Origin of the sequence: Psychrobacter sp. UBA5136 (assembly GCF_002414005.1) — a bacterium.
Lineage (GTDB): Bacteria > Pseudomonadota > Gammaproteobacteria > Pseudomonadales > Moraxellaceae > Psychrobacter.
In genome coordinates, this window is sequence record NZ_DHYG01000058.1 from 1 (window position 1) to 19,027 (window position 19,027).

The window sequence follows — 19,027 nt, forward strand, 5'->3', positions numbered from 1 at the left end:
AGGTCATCGTCAGCTCTCTTTTCCTAAAAGCCCCCTTTGCTTATGCAGAGGGGGCTTTTTTTATGGGTGGGTTTTGAATTTTCAAATTCATAACTATTAAAAAAAGCCCATATTAGCGAACTAATACGGGCTTTAAAATCTAATAAATATTTGACCTACTAAACTAAAAACTTTGACCTACTAAACTAAAAACTAAGCACCTTCACCAAACTTGCCATTTTGGAAATCGTTGACCGCTTGCATGATTTCTTGCTGACTGTTCATCACAAAGGGGCCGTATTGCACAATCGGCTCGCGTAGTGGGCGACCAGTGATTAAGATCACTTTGGTATCCTCACTACTATCGGCGGTAATGGTCACACCATCCGTATTAGCATCGTTTTTGAGGATAGCCATGGTTTTAGTTGGTACTGTCTCGCCTTCAATATCTATCGTACCACGATATACAAAAGCAAATGCATTGTGATCAGCTGGAATGGCTTGACTAAAGCTAGTACCTGCGGGTAGATGAATATCCAAATAAGTCGGCTCAGTGATGTCACGCGTGACTGCACCTTCTACGCCGTGCGACGTACCCGCAATTACCGTGACATCGACGCCATCTTCGGTTGTATATTTAGGTAGATCATCACTTTGAAAGTCTTTATACCAAGGATCATTCATTTTGTCTTTGGCAGGTAGATTGAGCCAAAGCTGAAACCCTTCCATTGCGCCGTTTTCTTGTTCAGGCAATTCTGAATGAATCACACCGCTAGCCGCTGTCATCCACTGTACGCCGCCATTTTGTAATAACCCTTCGTTACCAGCACTGTCGCGATGGCGCATACGGCCGGTAATCATATAAGTAATGGTTTCAAAGCCGCGATGCGGGTGGTTAGGGAAACCGGCAACATAGTCATCTGGATCGTCACTTTTAAAGTTATCTAACATCAAATACGGGTCAAGACGTTGTTGTAGCTGCTGCGTGAGGACGCGAGTCAGCTTCACACCAGCGCCATCTTGGGTATCTATGCCAGCATAGAGCTGTTCGATTTGCCGTGATTGGGTCACGTTATCTTTTACGCTGTTTGTCAGATTGTTATCCATTGTGCTCTCCTACATTTTTAATGGCTATTTTTATATATTTGAGGATACGGATACAAATTTCAATAGGAACTGTGTAGTTTAGCTATAACTATTAATGAAATATTTAAACTGAATTTAACTCTAATCTGTCTTTTAAAATAGTTCTCCCGTCTCAGCCACTTCGTTAAAGTCAAAGCCTAATTGCTCACCCTTACGCTGCCGCAGCTGCTCGATACGTTGCTGACGTCCTGCTATTAATCGTAATACCTCACGGCGCTGTTCGTTCGTCATCTCATGCCACAGTTGCCGCTCGGTCCGACTACGCAAACACCCAAAGCAGTAACCCTTTTTGTTGCTTTGACAAACACCAATGCATGGATTGGCAATCTCGAACAGTTCAAACTGCTGATTCATGGCGGCTCCATCGCTGTTATCGTTATTCCTTTAACTTGTTTACTTTCTTCGTCTTACTATAAATACTAATATGGCGCAAATAGTGAATAATACTGTGCCATTTTATCGTTATTGTTTTTATGACGTCAGTGCTATGCTGAGCTTTACACGCCCATGTACAGCAATCATAACAAAACTAATAAGTGAGATGTTACGTGAACATTATTTATATCCATGGTTTAGATAGTGAGGCCAACTCTACAAAAGGTAGGTTGCTAGAGGATTATTGCCAACAGTATCATCCAAATATCAAGGTATTGCGCCCTGATTTGAATAAAACGCCCGAGCAAGTTTTTGCACAAATACGCTCTTTAATCGAGTGTTTAGAAGATGAGGAGAATAGGGCAAAAGATAAGCAGCATAAACCTGCTAATACCGTACTGGTCGGTAGCTCATTGGGCGGTTACTTTTCTACTTTGGTTAGCAACCATACAGGTTGCCCAGCGCTACTGTTAAATCCTAGCACCCAGCCGCATATTACCTTACAGCGATTTGCCAAAGATTTTGTTTTAAAAAACGAGAACAAAGACGAGGATTTAAGCAGTCAAATTATCCATTCGACAGCGGGCGGTTGGGATATTACTCAAGCAGATTTACAGTGGTTTGCAGCGCACCAGTTATCGACGGTTAATCATCCGAATAAAATCGCTGTCCTTATTAAAGAAGGAGACGAGCTGCTAAATCCTGAGCTATCTAAACAGTTTTATCAAGAGCAGGCAGCGACGGTAACAGTGCAAGCGGGAGGTGATCATCGCTTTAGTGACTTTGCTGAGCAATTACCGATGGTGATTAATATGCTGCAGAATCTCGTACAGATTTAAATAGACGACATTATCTGACGTAAGCAAATGAGTATTGACCTTAATGCTACTGTTTTTCGTTATAATGGTTTAATAGAATTAATCGCACATGAATAATTAAGGATGCATTTGTGAGCCAATATAATGCGCAATCGTTAGAAGTTTTAGAAGGGCTGGAGCCAGTACGCCGTCGCCCTGGAATGTACACCGACACCACGCGCCCTAACCATTTGGCCCAAGAAGTCATCGATAATTCGGTCGATGAAGCGTTGGCCGGTTATGCAAAAATCATCAAAGTCCAGCTGCACAGTGATGGTTCGCTATCGGTCGAAGATGATGGCCGCGGTATGCCAACCGATATCCATCCTGAGTTTGGACAATCAGGCATTGAGCTGATTTTAACCCGTCTGCATGCGGGCGGTAAATTTTCGACATCCAATTATCAAGTGTCGGGCGGTTTGCACGGCGTTGGTATCTCTGTCGTCAGTGCGCTATCAACGCGAGTTGAAGTAACCGTATGGCGCGATAGCACGCAGTTTGATATGGCGTTTGAAAATGGCGCGCCAGTCACGGCTTTAACTGAAACGGTCAGCTCCAACAAACGTAAACGTGGCACACGCGTTAAATTTTGGGCCGATGGCAGTTTTTTTGATACGCCAAAGTTTAACATTAAGCAGCTTAAACATAATCTAAAAGCCAAAGCGGTGTTGGCAGCAGGTCTGACGATTGAGTTTGTCGATGATATTAATAACGAAAAAGTCGTTTGGCAGTTTACCGATGGGGTGGTTGAATATTTAAACGAGCAATTAGATGGTTTAGAAACCTTACCGGAAGCGCCATTTTATTATAATCATGAGGCAAAAGCTGGCGAGCGTGCTGCTATTACCTTTGCTTTGTCTTGGTTGCCTGATGGTGGTACGCCAATTCAAGAAAGTTATGTCAATTTGATTCCAACCGCGCAAGGCGGCACGCACGTTAATGGCTTACGCACGGGTATTTTAGAGGCGCTGCGCGAGTTTTGTGATATTCATAATCTATTACCACGTAACGTTAAATTAACGGCCGAAGACGTATGGGATGGGGTCAACTATATCTTGTCGCTGAAGTTTTCTGAACCGCAATTTTCTGGTCAAACCAAAGAGCGACTTTCTAGCCGTGAAGCGGCGGGCGCGGTGCAGACATTAGCAAAAGATGCTTTTAGCTTATGGCTCAACCAGCATGCGGATATGGGCACGCAGATTGCAGAATTGGCGATTAATAAAGCCGGTCGGCGCTTAAAGTCTGCTAAAAAAGTTGCGCGTAAAAAAATTACCCAAGGTCCTGCGCTACCGGGTAAACTCGCTGACTGTCGCGGCGATTTACGCGATGGTGCAGAGCTGTTTTTGGTCGAAGGGGACTCGGCGGGTGGTTCCGCCAAGCAAGCGCGCGACCGTCACTATCAAGCGATATTGCCGCTGCGTGGTAAGATTTTAAACACCTGGGAGGTATCGTCAGATACGGTACTGTCAAGCCAAGAGATTCATGATATTGCGATTGCGATTGGTGTCGATCCAGCCTCGGATGATTTATCAGAGCTACGCTATGACAAGATTTGTATTTTGGCAGATGCTGACTCTGATGGCTTGCATATTGCGACGCTTATTTGTGCGTTGTTTGTCAAACATTTTCCAGCCTTGGTTGATGCAGGGCATTTATTTGTCGCGATGCCGCCGCTGTACCGCGTCGATGTCGGTAAAGAGGTGTATTATGCGTTAGACGAGTCTGAGCTTGAGCATATATTGGCCAATGTAGCGGGCAATAAAAAAGCGCAAATCACACGCTTTAAGGGTTTGGGTGAAATGAGTGCCGAGCAGCTACGCGAGACGACCATGAACCGTGATACCCGCCGTTTGGTGCAGTTAGATATGGATGACATGTTACTGACCAATAATGTCATGGATATGCTACTGGCCAAAAAACGGGCGTCTGACCGTAAATCATGGCTTGAGCATAAAGGCAACTTGGCTGTCATCTAAGGCTTTATAAGTTTGCGGGTCATTACTTTGCATTTATAAATTTTACTTATATAAATGTACAAAAGGTAAGCTGGCAAGTCATAAACGCTTATAAAATTCAGTTTAGGCGTAGAAGCTTAGGGGTATGATAAAGATATCTTTTATTGGGTGGGGCCGCCATGACTTTAAAATTTTTTAAGCGTTCTAAAGGAGCTGTCTCTAAGCCTGCGCGCTCCAAAGTGCTACCGAGTTTGAGTAAAAAGCAACTGGGTAATTTGGTGCCAAAACGCGGTAATAGGTTTGCGCCAAGCATTGCATCAGCATTGTTAAAGGGTGCAGGCTGGCGTACCGTTGGCGAGATTCCAAATATTCCGCAGGCCGTCGTTTTGGCGCTGCCGCATACGTCTAATGTCGATGGTATTTATGCCATACCGAGCTTATTTGCGTTAGATTTAAAAATCAGCATCATGGGCAAACATACGCTATTTAAAGTGCCTGTATTTGCGCAGCTGTTAAAATGGCTTGGGGTCATTCCTATTGACCGCGGTAATAAAGGCTCGGTGCTGCAAGCAAGTATCGATAAATTTAAGACGGGTAAGCCGCTATTTTTGGGCTTAGCGCCAGAAGGTACGCGCCAATATACCAAAGACTGGAAAACGGGCTTTTATTATTTGGCGGTGGGCGCCGGTGTGCCAATTTTGCCTATCGCCATGGATTATAAAACCAGAGAGATTCGCTTTATGTCGCCCATCTATCCGACGGGAGATATCGAAGCCGATTTGCCAAAAATATATGCGCAGTATCGAGGCGTAGTACCGCGGCACCCTGAGCGTTTATCGCAGCCGCTACAGGATATCAATCATTTAGCTGAGTAAAGTATATTGATTTTTAATAACGGTTGAAGCCAAAAGCCTCTGATATGTGAGATATCAGAGGCTTTTTTAGTCTTAATCAATAAGGTTTTGGTTGAATAATTTATCTAGGTCACCTGCTGCTAAAAATGTGGCTGACCGTTAGAGGCACTGACCCCGCCATCAACGGGTAAATTAACACCGGTAATCATAGCGGCATCGTCGCTTGCTAAAAAAGTAATGGCGGCGGCGATGTCTTCTGGCTTAGCCATACGTCCAAGGGGGCAACGGTCTAAAAATTTATTGGTTTTGCCATCGTTGTCTTGAATGGCGCTGGTCATCTCGGTTGCCGTCACACTTGGGTTAACCGCATTGACGCGCACGCCGTCTGCACCGTGGTCGAGCGCTAGCGTACGGGTTAAATTACTGATACCGGCTTTGGCAGCATTATAGGCCGCCATATTCCAATCACCACCGACGCCAGACAGCGACGAGACATTGATGATGTTGCCTTTGGTAGCAATCAAATGTGGCATGGCAGCCTGACAGACATAAAAAGTACCGTTTAAATTGACATCGATGGCCGTTTTCCAATCTTCAGAGGACAGCTCGGTGATTTTACCTTGCATGGCTTTGCCGGCATTGTTTACTAAGACGTCAATTTTCTCAAACTTATCGATGACTCTTTTCATCATTTCTTGAACTTGAGCTTCTACGCTGATATCACAGACAACGGTCAAAAAATTATCGGTGTGAATCCACGTGCGATCTTGCGGAAACGCTTTTGCCGTTTCTTCTAAGGTTGCAGCCGTGCGCCCAACTAAAACCACACTGGCGCCTTCTTGAGCAAAACGAATGGCGGTAGCGCGGCCAATACCTGAACCTGCGCCTGTGACGATGACGGTTTTTTCTTTAAAGCGTTTCATGATGTGCAGTCCTTGTTATCATACGAGTGTTATTATATAAATAAAATATTAAGCGTGCGCTAGGATGATTTATAGCCCAATAAAGACGTCGCAAATCTGCTAGCTTTTGTGTCATCATAACAACTCACTGCTGTGAATGCGACTATAGGTAATTGGTATAATTGCGTTTATGTTAAATAATTTAAGCAAAAATTTATGGCAATCATTATGACAATAGCATGCTTTGTCTCAGTGATAAGATAAGGTATAGACTGCTATATATATTTAATACGAAAAGGTTGGGGCTGTGACCAATTTGACTACTGTGCTGTCTGATAAAAGCTCTCTTGGCGATGAGTTGGCTTGCTACCTGCAATCTGAGGTATTAGAGATTATATTACCTAACCTTCAAGCGTTTGCGGCTAGTTATAAAGCGCACTATAAAGCGCAAAAATTTGCTTATCAGCTGCCATTGGGTCAGTTACAACTATTTGAGCTGGTCGTTTATTTGCCTGAGAATACGGCCTCGGCTGATATTAAAAGCGTGCGTAAGACTGCTGTTAAATCAGTGCTGGCATGGCACAAAGAATGTTTGTCTAACAAAGATAATTTAGTACCTATAATTGAGGTATTAGTTTTTGATACTCAGTTTAAAAGTGAGATTAATAACTCAAACAATTTTGATTATAAAAACTTTCCCAAACGTGCAAGAAAGCGTCTAAAACATGGCTTTACTGCCCAGTATTTTATGGAAGATTTAAATTTAGATAAAAATGTGGATGAGAAACATCTACAAATATTCGGCTGGCACGATTGGCAATTGATACTAAGGGCGCTACATACGCCGTGCGATTTGTGGCGATTTTTACAGTATCGTTTCGAGCACATACAAGACAAAGCTCGTGACCAGGTATCTAATCCTAAATCTGAAGAAGTCATGGTCAATGATTTTTTAAATAGTCCTGCGTTATTCGCACAAGCAATTGCTATAGATAACGCCCTGATTAAATGTAAAATGCAAGACAAGCCCAATTCCGCCTTGATAGCAATGGCACTGGCGCAAAAAAATCATAGTACGACCAGCCAGATGTATCAGCAACATATGGCACAAGCGGCTATCCTATGGTCGCAAATAAGCAATCAAATGCTAGAGATGGTTGGCGATACATGGCAAAAAAGTAATGAACAAGTATCCTTAGAAATAGACCTTTGTTATTGGCAACAGCAAATACTCGGTGAGTCTATGTCTTCGCGTCATGAGCTGATTCGTACATTGTATCGCCATCCTAAACAAGAACAGCAATTACAACAACAAGGCTATGTCGTCCATCACCATTCTTATGAGTCTTTAGGTCGGCATTATGTGCTGATATTTTATGGGCAGGATGCAAAGGGGCAACATAGTAAAAAGACCATTCAACCAAATCTTGCAAAAATCGCACTAGATGTTGCCACGCGCTTACCGCTAGCGGAGCTGCACCACGTGATTGTACTGGGTATAGATTTTATTGCTGAGGCGAATGATACGTTTATTGATATCGATTTGTGGATTCAGCCCGTTGCTGCCATGAGTCAGCGCGAGCGTCAGCTGACCAAGAAAATCCAGCAACTGCAGCAGCAAAATCTAAAGCGATAGCAAAATTGAAAATACCTTAAAAACACTACGACACTACTGGTATAAGGTTTTTGCAGTCTCTGTCTGCGTAGGCACAGCAAGCAAGAGAAACTTATACCAGCAGGGCGCGATGTATCGATTTTTTCTAACGACTATGTAAAGTATGCTCCACCAGCTGCGCAGCTACAAAAGCCTGTATTCACCTTCATAAAAAAAGACAGCCTAGGCTGTCTTTTTTTCACTTAGAATATAAGCAACACTTACTTGTTATTTATATCGTCCTTGTTATTGGTATTGTCGTATAGACCGCTACCAGGCAGTAAGTTATTGTTATTAATATCCTCATCAGTGATGCTACCGTCAGTAACGTTGTTATTCACATGCGTGTTAGCGGAATTTTCGATATCAGAGGTATTAATCGTATCGGTATTGACACGAGTCGTATCAACAACATCCGTATGTAGATCCGTGGTTGACGTTGACGCTGGCGTAGCGGTTGGCGTATTCTCACGAACTGCCGCGGCAACTTTATCTTGCGTTGACGAGTTTGGTGTCAAAGCAGATTTCGCTTTTGCTTTATCATGCTCTCGGTCCATTTTATCTTGCATTTTACGTAAGAAGCGCGCTGCTGCTTCTTGACCGCCAAGACCAAACGATAGGGCAAACGCTACCGCAACGGCACCTAAGGTTAAACCAAATGCTAGGTTAACAATAGAATCGGCGATACCCATCGCTTTTAGACCCATGGCCAGTACTAAGCCCATGATTAAGACGCGGACGATATTTGCTAAGAACTGTGAACCTTGCTCAGAGCGTTCAACGACACCAGCGATGATGTTGGCAAGCCAAAAGCCAATAAACAGAATGACCGCGCCTAGGATGATGTTGGCACCAAAAGCAATAAACATCGTAATAATGGCTGAAATTGCTTCAAAGCCTAGTAAGTCAGCGGCGGCGATAGCAGCAAACAACATTGCAAAGAAGATAATCGCATAACCAACGAGGTCAGAGATTTTCTTATCGCCCATGGTTTCTTGTAGGCCAACTTTCGCAGGCAACTGGTTGATTTGAGTATTTTCTAGTAAACCTTTGATGATGTTAGCGACCATACGTACAACATAGAAGGTTACGATTAAAATCGCGGCTGCCATAAAGATATTTGGCAAGGCATCCATGATTTTATTGAGCATATTGGTTGCAGGACGCGCAATCACATCGATTCTTAGCGCATTTAAAGCGGCAATAATCGTTGGGATGATAATCACCAAAAACGCTAGTGAACCTGCAATATTTGGTAAACTGTTTTGTTCGCTTAGACCTGCTCTTGAGGCCAGTTTTTGGACATCAAACGTAGATACTAGGTTGGTCACAATGCCACGTACGACTTTGGCGATGATATAACCCACCACGAAGACCACACCAGCGATAAGAATGTTAGGAATAAAGCTAAAGATTTTATCAACCATGTTGGTCAATGGGGCAAACAAACCATCTAGCTCTAGCTGACCAAGTACCATGGTCAACACAACCAATAGAATGAACCAATAAACCATATCAGCAATGGTGCTGCTCATCGGTTTTACGCCTGCTTTGGCGCTTAAACGTTCATCCATGGAGGTTTTTGCTAGGGCGGCATTGATTGCTGTACGAGCAACAGTGGCAATCACCCAACCGATCACACCAACGGCAATCGCAGCGATAAGATTAGGGATAAAGGTCAAGACTTGGTTGACCATGTTAGCAAATGGCGCTGAAATGGAGTTTAGATTTAGCTGACTTAGAGCGCCAGAGATGGCGATGATAAAAATAAACCAAAAGACGATTTTTGAGATAATACCTTCTAAATCGTAGCTTTTACCGGTTGAAGTATTCATGCGCTGGTTGAGATTTACTTTAGACAATACACCGCGTACGAGGGCAGCGATACCCAGTGCCACGAGCCAGCCAATGATGAAAATCAAAATAGCGCCAATGATGGAACCAATAGGGCCACCAAGATAACCATTGAACGATGTATACATTGGATTCATCCTGTCCTCCTTTAATGATTATGTCTCAGCAGGCAAACAATCTATGCGTTTAACTACATTTTTAATTGAATATAAGCATTATTGTTTGCCGCCGACACATACCTAATTATTAGTATTTTTAATTGAAATTATTTTGAAATGGTGTGAAAAGATAGGGGTCAACATCCTGTATGATTGTTAACAAAATCTACGTTCTGTTACTTCTTACCTTAACCAATTTAGCTTAGCGGAAGTAATGATGGATTTAAAGACAGAAAGCTTAACCTCTTACTATAGTTGTGTGATAAGTTGTTATTTTTGTAGCGAAAATTAACACAGACTGTACATTTGACCGATAATTTTACGGTAAGCATAGCCCCTAAAACCAAGATTTGTTATGATAGATAAATGCGGCATCTCGCCACTTTTCTTACCATTTGAGAGTATTCTATGAAAAAAATTACTACCTTAAGCATCAGTGCCCTTGCTAGTGCTATGTTATTAATCACTGGCTGTAACGCCAGCAATGGCAGCAAAGAAAGCGCTGCTAAGAGCGTTTCGGTCACTGAAAAAAGCTCAGCCAATGAAAAAGTGGGTTACAGTTTGGGCTATATGATGGCAGAAGGTAATAAAGAAGCGGTCGGCGATCTGAATCTCGATACCTTTGAAAAAGGCTTTCGTGATGGCTATGAAGGTAAAGACTCAGCATTGACGCAAGAACAGATGCAAGAGGTCTTGATGACGTATCAAAAAGAGCAAGAAGAGAAGTTTGTCAAAGAGATGGAAACCAAAGCTGAAGACAACAAAGCCAAAGGTGCGGCGTTCTTAGCAGAAAACGGTAAAAAAGAGGGCGTCAAAACCACCGCTTCTGGTCTGCAATATAAAGTATTGAAAGAAGGTACTGGCAAATCACCAAAAGCTACGGACGTGGTTGAAGTGAACTACGAAGGTAAATTGCTTGATGGTACGGTATTTGACAGCTCTTATGAGCGCGGTGAGCCAATTGAATTCCCACTAAACCAAGTCATCGCTGGCTGGACGGAAGGTTTACAGTTGATGAAAGAGGGCGGCAAATACGAATTTTATATCCCATCAGACATCGCTTATGGCGAAGCGGGCAACGCAGGCATCGAGCCAAACAGCACGCTTATCTTTACCGTTGAGCTATTAAAAGTAAAATAAGGCGTTATTGGACTGCTAACCTTTTTAAGCCATGATGCTTATAGAAAAGTAGTTATAAAAGAACGGTTATAAAAAATAAAAAAGCCCTCATAATATATGAGGGCTTTTTAGTACGCGGTAGTTAAGCTGGTCGTTATAAATTAATAAATAATTAGTGCGATAATTACAGCGTTTTTTGGAACACTTTAGAATTACGACCATTATTATATTTTTCACGGCGCGCCTCCGGTAAAGCAGCAGCATCAACTTCCGCAAAACCTTGCTCGACAAACCAATGCGCGGTGCGGGTAGTTAGGACAAACAATTTATGCAAACCATGGCTGCGCGCTTGTTGCTCCAAAAACGCCAGCAGGTCAGCACCGCGGCTGCCACTACGATATTCAGGATGCACCGCCACACAAGCGACTTCGGCTGAATCTGCATCCAGTGGATAAAGCGCGGCACAGCCCAAAATCATACCGTCACGCTCAATGACGCTATAGTGGTCAATTTCTTGTTCTAAGCGCTCGCGCGAGCGGCTGACTAAGATACCTTGTTGTTCTAGCGGGGTTAGTAGTTCAAGCAGTCCAACCACATCGTCGATATCAGCACGGCGAATCTCTTCATACGGGTCATGGCTAATCAAGGTGCCAGAACCATCACGGGTAAATAGCTCTTCGAGTAACGCGCCATCTTTGGCATAAGAGATGATATGGGTGCGATGTACGCCTTGACGGCAAGCATTGCTAGCACAGCTTAAGAAGTAATTAATCTCGCAATTTAAATCACGATCGCGTAAAAAGCGGTCGACTTCATTTGGAATCATCTCACGTAATAAACGGTCGTCATGATTGATGCCGGCTTCTTCGCCTAAGAATATCAGCTTATCAGCACCGAGCGCCACAGCAGCACTAAGCGCCACATCTTCCGCCAATAAATTAAACACTTCACCCGTGGCTGAGTAACCCATCGACCCTAAAATCACAATATGGTCATGTAACAGGTTGTTTTTAATGGCTTCGACATCGATTGAGCGCACTTCACCAGTCATCTGATAATCAACGCCGTCACGTATCCCATAAGGACGCGCGGTGACAAAGTTGCCTGAAACTGCGTCAATACGCGAGCCATACATGGGTGAGTTTGCTAAGCCCATCGACAGTTGGGCTTCGATTTGCAAACGAATCGCACCAACCGCTTGTAAGATAGCGGGCATAGCAACGCGCGGGGTCACGCGAATATCTTTATGCAAGGGGGAGGTAATCTGGGCGTCTTTCAAGTTTTTTTCGATTTGCGGTCGCGCGCCGTGTACCAGTACCAGTTTGATACCTAGACTGTGCAACAAAGCAAAGTCATGAATTAGCGTGCTGAAATTGGGATGATTGACCGCCTCACCGCCAAACATAATCACAAAAGTCTTACCGCGATGGGTATTAATGTAAGGGGCAGAGTTACGGAACCAGTGAACGTATTCAGGATTAATTTGTGGCATGGCGCTAGTAGTCATAATGGGAGCAATAGTTGTTAGAATAAAAAAAGAGCGTGACAGAACAAGCCTGCCGCTAGTGAATTACCATAGCAAAAAACGCCGTTATGAGCTATCTTTTATTTCAGGCGCGTTAAGCAGTCTTGGTGGTAAATGGATGATATACACAACCTCAACACGGGATTAGTGTACCAAGAAACGCTTTTTGTTATGCTAAGCGCTATTGCTTTAACGATAGCTTACGCAGATAATTGATAAAAATAACACTCACTAAAAACGATGATAGCGCCTGATGTTTAAGTACCTGATGTTTAAGTAACAGTGTTTGAAAAACTAACCAGTTTTAGTAGCTTCATTTTATTGACGTGCGCTTGATAAACACAGCGCTTTATTAATTCATCGTTTTACCGATAGATTGTTTTACCGATACATTAACTAGGGATAATGAATGTCATGAAGAAAAGTAACCATTTTGCAAACCCATTTAGTGCGTGGAGCGGACACCGCTTATTTCATGTTTTTGCTGGTACGCTTGTCGGCGTGATGGCTGTGACACAGGCCTCAGCGATGTTACCAACGCCAGAGCAGACCGTTGATAATTCAGTGGCAATTCAGTCAAATGCCAACCCAGCCAGCACCTCAACTGCGCAAGCCGTTAACAGCAAAATCACCGCGTCACTGGTTAGTGTCGATGCCAATGGTCAGGAGCTGTTAGTGCCTGTTAATGCCAATACGCGCTTACAGTCGGGTAATGTGCTGGAATATCATGGCTACTTTACCAATACCAATGCTGATCGCGTACGCAAAATGACCGTTACCATGAGCATTCCAGAGCAAGTAGAGTTGCTACGTGCGGTATCGCCTGATTTCCCCTATGGCAGTGCCGATGGCAATACATTTGCCCGTATGCCATTACGCGGTAGGGTTGACAATCAATTGCAAGAAATCCCGCTAAAATACTATAAAGCGATACGTTGGGACTTAGAAGGCGTTGGTCTAAATGACACGGTCGTGGTTAAATATCGTGCACGCGTTAAATAAGACAATTTTTTCATGTTTATTTAATACTTGCCGACTCGAAAAAGCACCATGGTCTAAGGTCTAGGCTGCGGTGCTTTTTTATGAGCAATTTTAAAAGTGAGATTTGGTAAAATAGCTGTTTATAGCGTAGCTTAGCTTCTACATTAAAGCGTCGCATATTTACTTTGTGCGTTGTCTGTCAGTGTCTTGTCTATCAGTGTCTTGTCCTTAAGTGCCTTGTTTTTAAGTGACTGTTCTTTAATAAGTTGTTTAATGGCTGCAATTTGCGGCGTAGTGGCTTGCGAGCCCGCCGTCATCAGCGCGCGCCGCTGGCTAGTATCTAGCGAGCTAATATGACCAACATTTGGGATAATGACAACGTCAGCGCGATCGCGTTCACGGCGCATGGCTGTAGAACGATTCGTACTTGCTTGGCTACCATTTGAGGTATTAGCAAGATTTGCGACGACAGTACTCTCAAGAAAGCCCCAAAAGCTGGTTAATGAATTAATAGTTGGTATTTTATTGCTAGCGGAAGTATTAACGTTAGTAGCCGCCACATCAACGGCGATGATAATATCGGCACCCAAATCGCGCGCGCTATCGACTGGTACTAAGCTGACCACGCCGCCATCGATATATTTTTTACCGACTTTTTCAGGAATACGCGGCGCAATAAAAATATTGGGCACACTGCATGATGCTTGTACGGCAAGACCCGCATCGCCGCTCGTAAAAATGGCTTTCTTTAGCGTGTGCTTTTCGGCAGCAACCGCAGCAAAGCTGATTGGAAAATCCTCTATAGGGCGTCCGCCAACTTTTTTATTAATAAAGTTTTTTAGCTTAATACCTTCGATAAAACCTTGACTGGATAAGGTAAAATCTGTCAATTCACTATCAGACGTGTTTAGTGCTAATTGCTCGAGCTGCTTGGCGTTATAACCGCTGGCATACAAGCTGCCAACTAGACTGCCGACACTGGTGCCAACCACGAGCGTTGGTGTGATACCATTTTCTTCAAGCGCCTTAATCACGCCAATATGGGCAAAGCCTTTGGCACCGCCGCCGCCCAAAACTAAGGCGACTTTTGGTTGATTGGTTATAGGCGTGTCGGTTTTAGTGACGGGCGGTAGACTTTGGCAGGCGCTAATAAGCAGCGCCAAAATGCTCAGCACACTAAATCGCCATAAAAAATGACGATAGAAAAAATAATTAAAAAATAAGGACATAAAAAACCTTAACAAAAATCGTCATAAAGGAATAAATGGTGGCATGCTACGCTGTTTAACAATGGGAATGCAGAAATCAACTAGTCGCCGTATTGTTAAATAGCTTAGCATAAGCGGGCGGCTTATCCGTTATAATCATCATGACTGAACGTTTTATAGCGGCTTGATTATCGCTCTTATAAGACGGCCTAGAAGTTAAAATACAGATTTTAAAAACAGTTTAACAATTAATATTTATATTCATTTTTTTAGGATTATTGATGCCCACCTCGTTCAGCCATGCTACTACCCTTAACCCAGCAGACCCTATAAGGTCTGACATGCCCGCTTCGGCGCTCGATATGCCGGTGACGGCGCTGGCAGGTGTGGGGACAAAAGTGGCGGAGCAATTGTCCCAACTGGGTATTGAGCGTATTTTTGATTTACTGCTGCATTTGCCGCGTGATTATGAAGATCGTAGCCGGCTGGTATCGATAGCTGATGTGGCGCATGGGCAAGCCGCTTTGATTACAGGGCGCGTGGTGCATGTTGATACCAAGCGCAGTGGTATGACGGTAATCGTAGATGATGACACGGGCACGATATCGCTGCGTTTTTTTAAAGTGTATCGCGGCCTTGCGCAAACGATGAGTGTGGGCACCCAGCTGCAATTATTTGGCGAAGTTAAAGTCAGCCGTTACGGTAAGCAGATACATCATCCTGAATATCAGGTTATTAGCGGTAGTGAGGCCATTATTAATACAGGACTGCAGCCAATCTATCCGAGCGTGAAAGGCTTACATCAAAACAAGCTGCGCACCTTGATTAAACTTGCTCTACAAACGGTTCGCACTCAAGGCTTACCGATGACCTTATTTACGCCTGCCGACTTTGCAGTGGTCGCTGACTTACCGTTAGCGCCTTTTGCGCCTGCTAAATCAGCAATGGCAGAAGATGATTTTCCAGACGATATATTCTCCACGCTTGCGCGTAGTGTGCCTGATAACCGTTTTGGTGATAGCAATGATAGTAATATCAATAACACTGTTGAAAGTACAGCCAATAATAACGTTTATAATTTAACGATATTTGAAGCTTTAGTATTGCTGCATACACCGCCGACTTATACCGATGCAGGGCGGCAGTATCAGCTGCTGACCCAATTAAGTGCTCGCACCCATGCTGCCTGCCAACGTTTGATTATTGAAGAATTAACCGCGCATCAGCTCAGCCTATTATATCGGCGTCAGCAATTGCATCAGCATAAAGCGCCCAAATGTACGGCAAATAGCCTGCTTGCCGTCAAGTTATTTGGTGCGTTACCGTTTGATTTAACTGGCGCGCAGCAGCGGGTCATGAAAGATATCACGGCTGATATGGCGACTTCTATTCCGATGTTAAGGCTGGTACAAGGGGACGTTGGTGCCGGTAAAACCTTGGTCGCAGCAGGAGCGGCGTGCTATGCGCTAGATAGTGGCTGGCAGGTGGCAGTCATGGCGCCGACGGAAATATTGGCAGAACAGCATTTGGTGAATTTTAAAAACTGGTTTGAACCTTTAGGGATTGGCGTCGGCTGGCTTGCTGGCAAACAAACGGCGAAGCAGCGCCGCGAAGCGTTAGAGGCGGTGAGCGAGAATAACGTACAAATAGTGGTCGGCACCCATGCCTTATTCCAAGAGCAAGTGCAGTTTGCCAAATTGGGACTGGTTATTATTGATGAGCAGCACCGCTTTGGCGTCGAGCAGCGTATGGCGTTGACCAATAAAGGCGTCGCGAATAGCACCCCGCATCAGCTGATTATGACCGCAACGCCGATTCCGCGCACGCTCGCGATGAGTGTCTATGGCGATATGGATACCTCTATCATTGATGAATTACCCCCAGGACGAACGCCAATCACCACCGTGACCATTGATCGTAATCGCCGCGATGAAGTGATTGAACGTATTGCTGTGAATTGTGAAGCGGGTAGGCAAGCGTATTGGGTTTGCTCACTGGTAGAAGAATCAAGTGTGCTTGATGCGCAAGCGGCGGAAGCGACTTTTGAGGATTTAAATGCGCGCTTGGATATTCGAATTGGTCTGGTACATGGCAAAATGAAATCCGCTGATAAGCAAGCCATCATGCAAGAATTCAAAGCTGGCAATCTTGATTTACTGATTGCGACAACGGTCATCGAAGTCGGGGTTGATGTGCCTAATGCCTCACTTATGGTTATTGAAAATGCCGAACGTTTGGGGTTATCGCAGTTGCACCAATTGCGCGGGCGGGTTGGGCGCGGTTCGACCAAAAGTTTTTGTGTTCTTTTATACCAAACACCGTTGTCGGAGACGGGCGCGGAGCGTTTAAATGTCTTGCGCGAAAGTACCGACGGTTTTGTTATTGCCCAAAAAGATTTAGAGCTGCGCGGACCCGGCGAGTTATTAGGTAAACGCCAAACGGGAAACGTCGGTTATTATTTGGCGGACCTTATCCGTGATGAACAATTGTTTGCCATTGCGCAGCGTCTAGCAAAACACCTCATTAGTGATCCGATGCGTAAAGCCGATGTCAGTCAGCTTATTCATCGCTGGATGCCTGAGGCAAGTCGTTATACTAATGCGTGATATCAATTGGGCGCGTCATTTTTTATTCTTAATTGTCATAAAAAAAGCCATTATTTCTAAGCAATAATGGCTTTTTTTTATGATTTTTATAAGCTATTTATTAACCTAAATAAAAACTCCATTTTATTTTTCCTCAACTAATATTGACTTAGCTGTTCTCTAAAATCTCTTGATATGACGATTAGAGTGTGGCAGTTTACGAAAATGGATTGTCAAACTGCGTTCCATTTATTTACTAAAATTTTGCTGTAGGCCTATTTTTTTTATAACGATAGGTGGTTGAAATAGCTTATTTTTAGTCGTTTTACCGATTCTAACAGGACGTTAGAATAAGAGCTTGATTGGCTCAATTTTGCCAGCTTTACCTGATTTGCTTAGTGATTACTGTGCCATTCATGCTTTTAATTAACGGCCTGAATTTTTTACAAGGATGTTTCATGAAAAAGACGTTAACCCTCGCTTGCGCTATCGCCGCTCCCTTATTGTTTAGCCAATCCGCTGTTGCTGCATTCGATTATTTTAAATCCGATGGTAGCTTTAAGCGCTTTTCTGTCTCTGCTGGTTGGCTGCACGCCTCACCGCAGGGCAAAGCCAATCCTATGCAGACCACGACTGTGATTAAAGACGGCACCGTTGCTAATAATGGCAGTATCAAAGTCAGTACGGTCAAAGATATTATCGATGATCCTAAACAAGATCAGATAAATGGACTTTTAGATTTTGTAAGTTTAGGGAATGGCGACCTTGATTTAGGCAATGTTCCGGTATTAGGTAATCTTTCGGGTACTTCTGTGATTAATGGTCTAGGTGAGTGGACCAGTGCTGGAACAGGTCTTGAGGCTGATGATGCGGATACGGTAGGGTTGTTATTCAACTATTATATGAATGATAAGTGGTCAATGGAGCTAAAAGCGGGCATACCGCCCAAAGTCGATATTTTAGGTCAAGGTCAAGTGTTTGCTCCATTAACAGGCACAGTTACTCCTGGTAAGGTCATAGGGATACCATTACCTGACTTTAATATTTCAAAAGATATTCCCATTACCGATTTAACTCAAGGTGGCGGTGTTGCGTCGTCTGCACGTGCTTGGTTACCAGCAGCGGAAGTACACTATCAGTTTGGCAAATCGGGCGTGAATAAATTCCGACCTTATGTTGGTGCTGGTGTCCTGTATGCGTACTTTAACGATATCGAGCTAAATGATGGTATTCGTAATGATCTGGAAATGGCGGGCCATCAAATACAAAATATTAAAGATGGAAAAGCAGGCGCGGCGTTAGAAGGGATAAAATCGAGTCAGGGCATGAGCGTAGATGTTGAAGCAGATAGCTCTTTTGCGCCTATCTTTACTGTTGGCGCGACATATGATTTCAATGACAGATGGTATGGTGTTGGTTCTGTGTCCTACGCCAAACTAGACAGTGATACGACAATTACGGTCAAAAATGATTCGGGCGAGGAGTTGATCCGTGCAGGGACCACCCTTGATATCGACCCTTATATTACTTACCTTGGTGTCGGCTATCGTTTCTAACAGACGAGGTATAAAAAGTCCAAAGTAGTGATATGAGCCATAAATATAGCGCACATTCTTAGGAGTGTGCGTTATGTTTTATAGAAAATAGAAGAGAATGCTTATCTAGTCACCTTCATTCATAAGAATTTTCACTTCTTTATCATTTTATCATGTTCGCTTTGCAAGTTTTTACGTTCATCTCTTCTTAATAAACGCCAGACTTACGAACCTAAAACACTATATATAAAAATAAGATGATGACTTAATATATGCTATCCTCAATAAATTTATAGACTATTTTAATCATAAATAGCGCTTTTTTACCTATAATTTTTCT

General features: G+C 43.6%; 14 protein-coding genes. 8 read left to right on the top strand and 6 right to left on the bottom strand.

The genetic code is table 11. The features are described from left to right. Positions 1 to 192: 192 nt before the first annotated feature. Together B4240_RS09345 and B4240_RS09350 are read right to left on the bottom strand one after the other, a co-directional pair. Positions 193 to 1,086 carry a pirin family protein gene (locus B4240_RS09345; protein WP_296238630.1) on the bottom strand — a complete coding sequence of 298 codons (894 nt, stop codon included), beginning with the start codon at positions 1,084 to 1,086 and terminating at the stop codon, positions 193 to 195. Positions 1,087 to 1,218: 132 nt separating this feature from the next. Next, positions 1,219 to 1,479: a DUF1289 domain-containing protein gene (locus tag B4240_RS09350; protein WP_296238632.1), complete on the bottom strand. Its 261-nt coding sequence runs from the start codon at positions 1,477 to 1,479 to the stop codon at positions 1,219 to 1,221. A 194-nt stretch (positions 1,480 to 1,673) separates the two neighbouring features. Here B4240_RS09350 and B4240_RS09355 point away from each other — a divergent pair, with 194 nt between their 5' ends. The 3 genes from B4240_RS09355 (at position 1,674) to B4240_RS09365 (ending at position 5,187) form a co-directional block, all read left to right on the top strand. Continuing rightward, positions 1,674 to 2,339, top strand: a complete 666-nt coding sequence (locus B4240_RS09355; RefSeq protein WP_296238633.1) for a YqiA/YcfP family alpha/beta fold hydrolase — start codon at positions 1,674 to 1,676, stop codon at positions 2,337 to 2,339. 110 nt (positions 2,340 to 2,449) lie between these two features. Further along, positions 2,450 to 4,333, top strand: coding sequence for a DNA topoisomerase IV subunit B (gene parE, locus B4240_RS09360; RefSeq protein WP_296238635.1), 1,884 nt, complete (start codon positions 2,450 to 2,452; stop codon positions 4,331 to 4,333). A 158-nt stretch (positions 4,334 to 4,491) separates the two neighbouring features. Beyond that, on the top strand, positions 4,492 to 5,187 hold the full coding sequence (locus B4240_RS09365; protein WP_296238637.1) for a lysophospholipid acyltransferase family protein: 696 nt from the start codon (positions 4,492 to 4,494) through the stop codon (positions 5,185 to 5,187). A gap of 119 nt (positions 5,188 to 5,306) precedes the next feature. Here the strand turns inward: B4240_RS09365 and B4240_RS09370 are convergent, their stop codons facing one another. Continuing rightward, a complete protein-coding gene (locus B4240_RS09370) occupies positions 5,307 to 6,089 on the bottom strand; it encodes an SDR family NAD(P)-dependent oxidoreductase (RefSeq protein ID WP_296238638.1) in 783 nt (260 codons plus the stop codon). Between the two features lie 286 nt (positions 6,090 to 6,375). On the opposite strand from B4240_RS09370, the gene B4240_RS09375 reads away from it, so the two are divergent. Then, positions 6,376 to 7,704 (top strand): hypothetical protein, encoded by a 1,329-nt coding sequence (locus B4240_RS09375; protein WP_296238640.1) that lies wholly within the window; start codon positions 6,376 to 6,378, stop codon positions 7,702 to 7,704. 239 nt (positions 7,705 to 7,943) lie between these two features. Here the strand turns inward: B4240_RS09375 and B4240_RS09380 are convergent, their stop codons facing one another. Further along, positions 7,944 to 9,713: a mechanosensitive ion channel gene (locus B4240_RS09380; protein WP_296238642.1), complete on the bottom strand. Its 1,770-nt coding sequence runs from the start codon at positions 9,711 to 9,713 to the stop codon at positions 7,944 to 7,946. Between the two features lie 429 nt (positions 9,714 to 10,142). On the opposite strand from B4240_RS09380, the gene B4240_RS09385 reads away from it, so the two are divergent. Then, positions 10,143 to 10,874 (top strand): FKBP-type peptidyl-prolyl cis-trans isomerase, encoded by a 732-nt coding sequence (locus B4240_RS09385; RefSeq protein ID WP_296238644.1) that lies wholly within the window; start codon positions 10,143 to 10,145, stop codon positions 10,872 to 10,874. A gap of 163 nt (positions 10,875 to 11,037) precedes the next feature. Here the strand turns inward: B4240_RS09385 and argA are convergent, their stop codons facing one another. Then, on the bottom strand, positions 11,038 to 12,360 hold the full coding sequence (argA, locus tag B4240_RS09390; RefSeq protein ID WP_191692313.1) for an amino-acid N-acetyltransferase: 1,323 nt from the start codon (positions 12,358 to 12,360) through the stop codon (positions 11,038 to 11,040). A gap of 432 nt (positions 12,361 to 12,792) precedes the next feature. Between argA and B4240_RS09395 the strand changes: the two genes are divergently transcribed. Further along, a complete protein-coding gene (locus B4240_RS09395; protein WP_296238647.1) occupies positions 12,793 to 13,380 on the top strand; it encodes a hypothetical protein in 588 nt (195 codons plus the stop codon). Positions 13,381 to 13,523: 143 nt separating this feature from the next. Here B4240_RS09395 and B4240_RS09400 read toward each other — a convergent pair whose 3' ends face one another. Next, on the bottom strand, positions 13,524 to 14,534 hold the full coding sequence (locus tag B4240_RS09400) for a patatin-like phospholipase family protein (RefSeq protein ID WP_296238649.1): 1,011 nt from the start codon (positions 14,532 to 14,534) through the stop codon (positions 13,524 to 13,526). A gap of 314 nt (positions 14,535 to 14,848) precedes the next feature. Here B4240_RS09400 and recG point away from each other — a divergent pair, with 314 nt between their 5' ends. Both recG and B4240_RS09410 read left to right on the top strand, forming a co-directional pair. After that, entirely contained in the window at positions 14,849 to 17,173 is a 2,325-nt protein-coding gene (gene recG / locus B4240_RS09405) for an ATP-dependent DNA helicase RecG (protein ID WP_296238650.1), read from the top strand. Positions 17,174 to 17,610: 437 nt separating this feature from the next. Then, the gene (locus tag B4240_RS09410; protein ID WP_296238652.1) at positions 17,611 to 18,708 is read left to right on the top strand and encodes an OmpW/AlkL family protein; all 1,098 of its coding nucleotides are present in this window, start codon (positions 17,611 to 17,613) and stop codon (positions 18,706 to 18,708) included. Positions 18,709 to 19,027 lie beyond the last annotated feature (319 nt).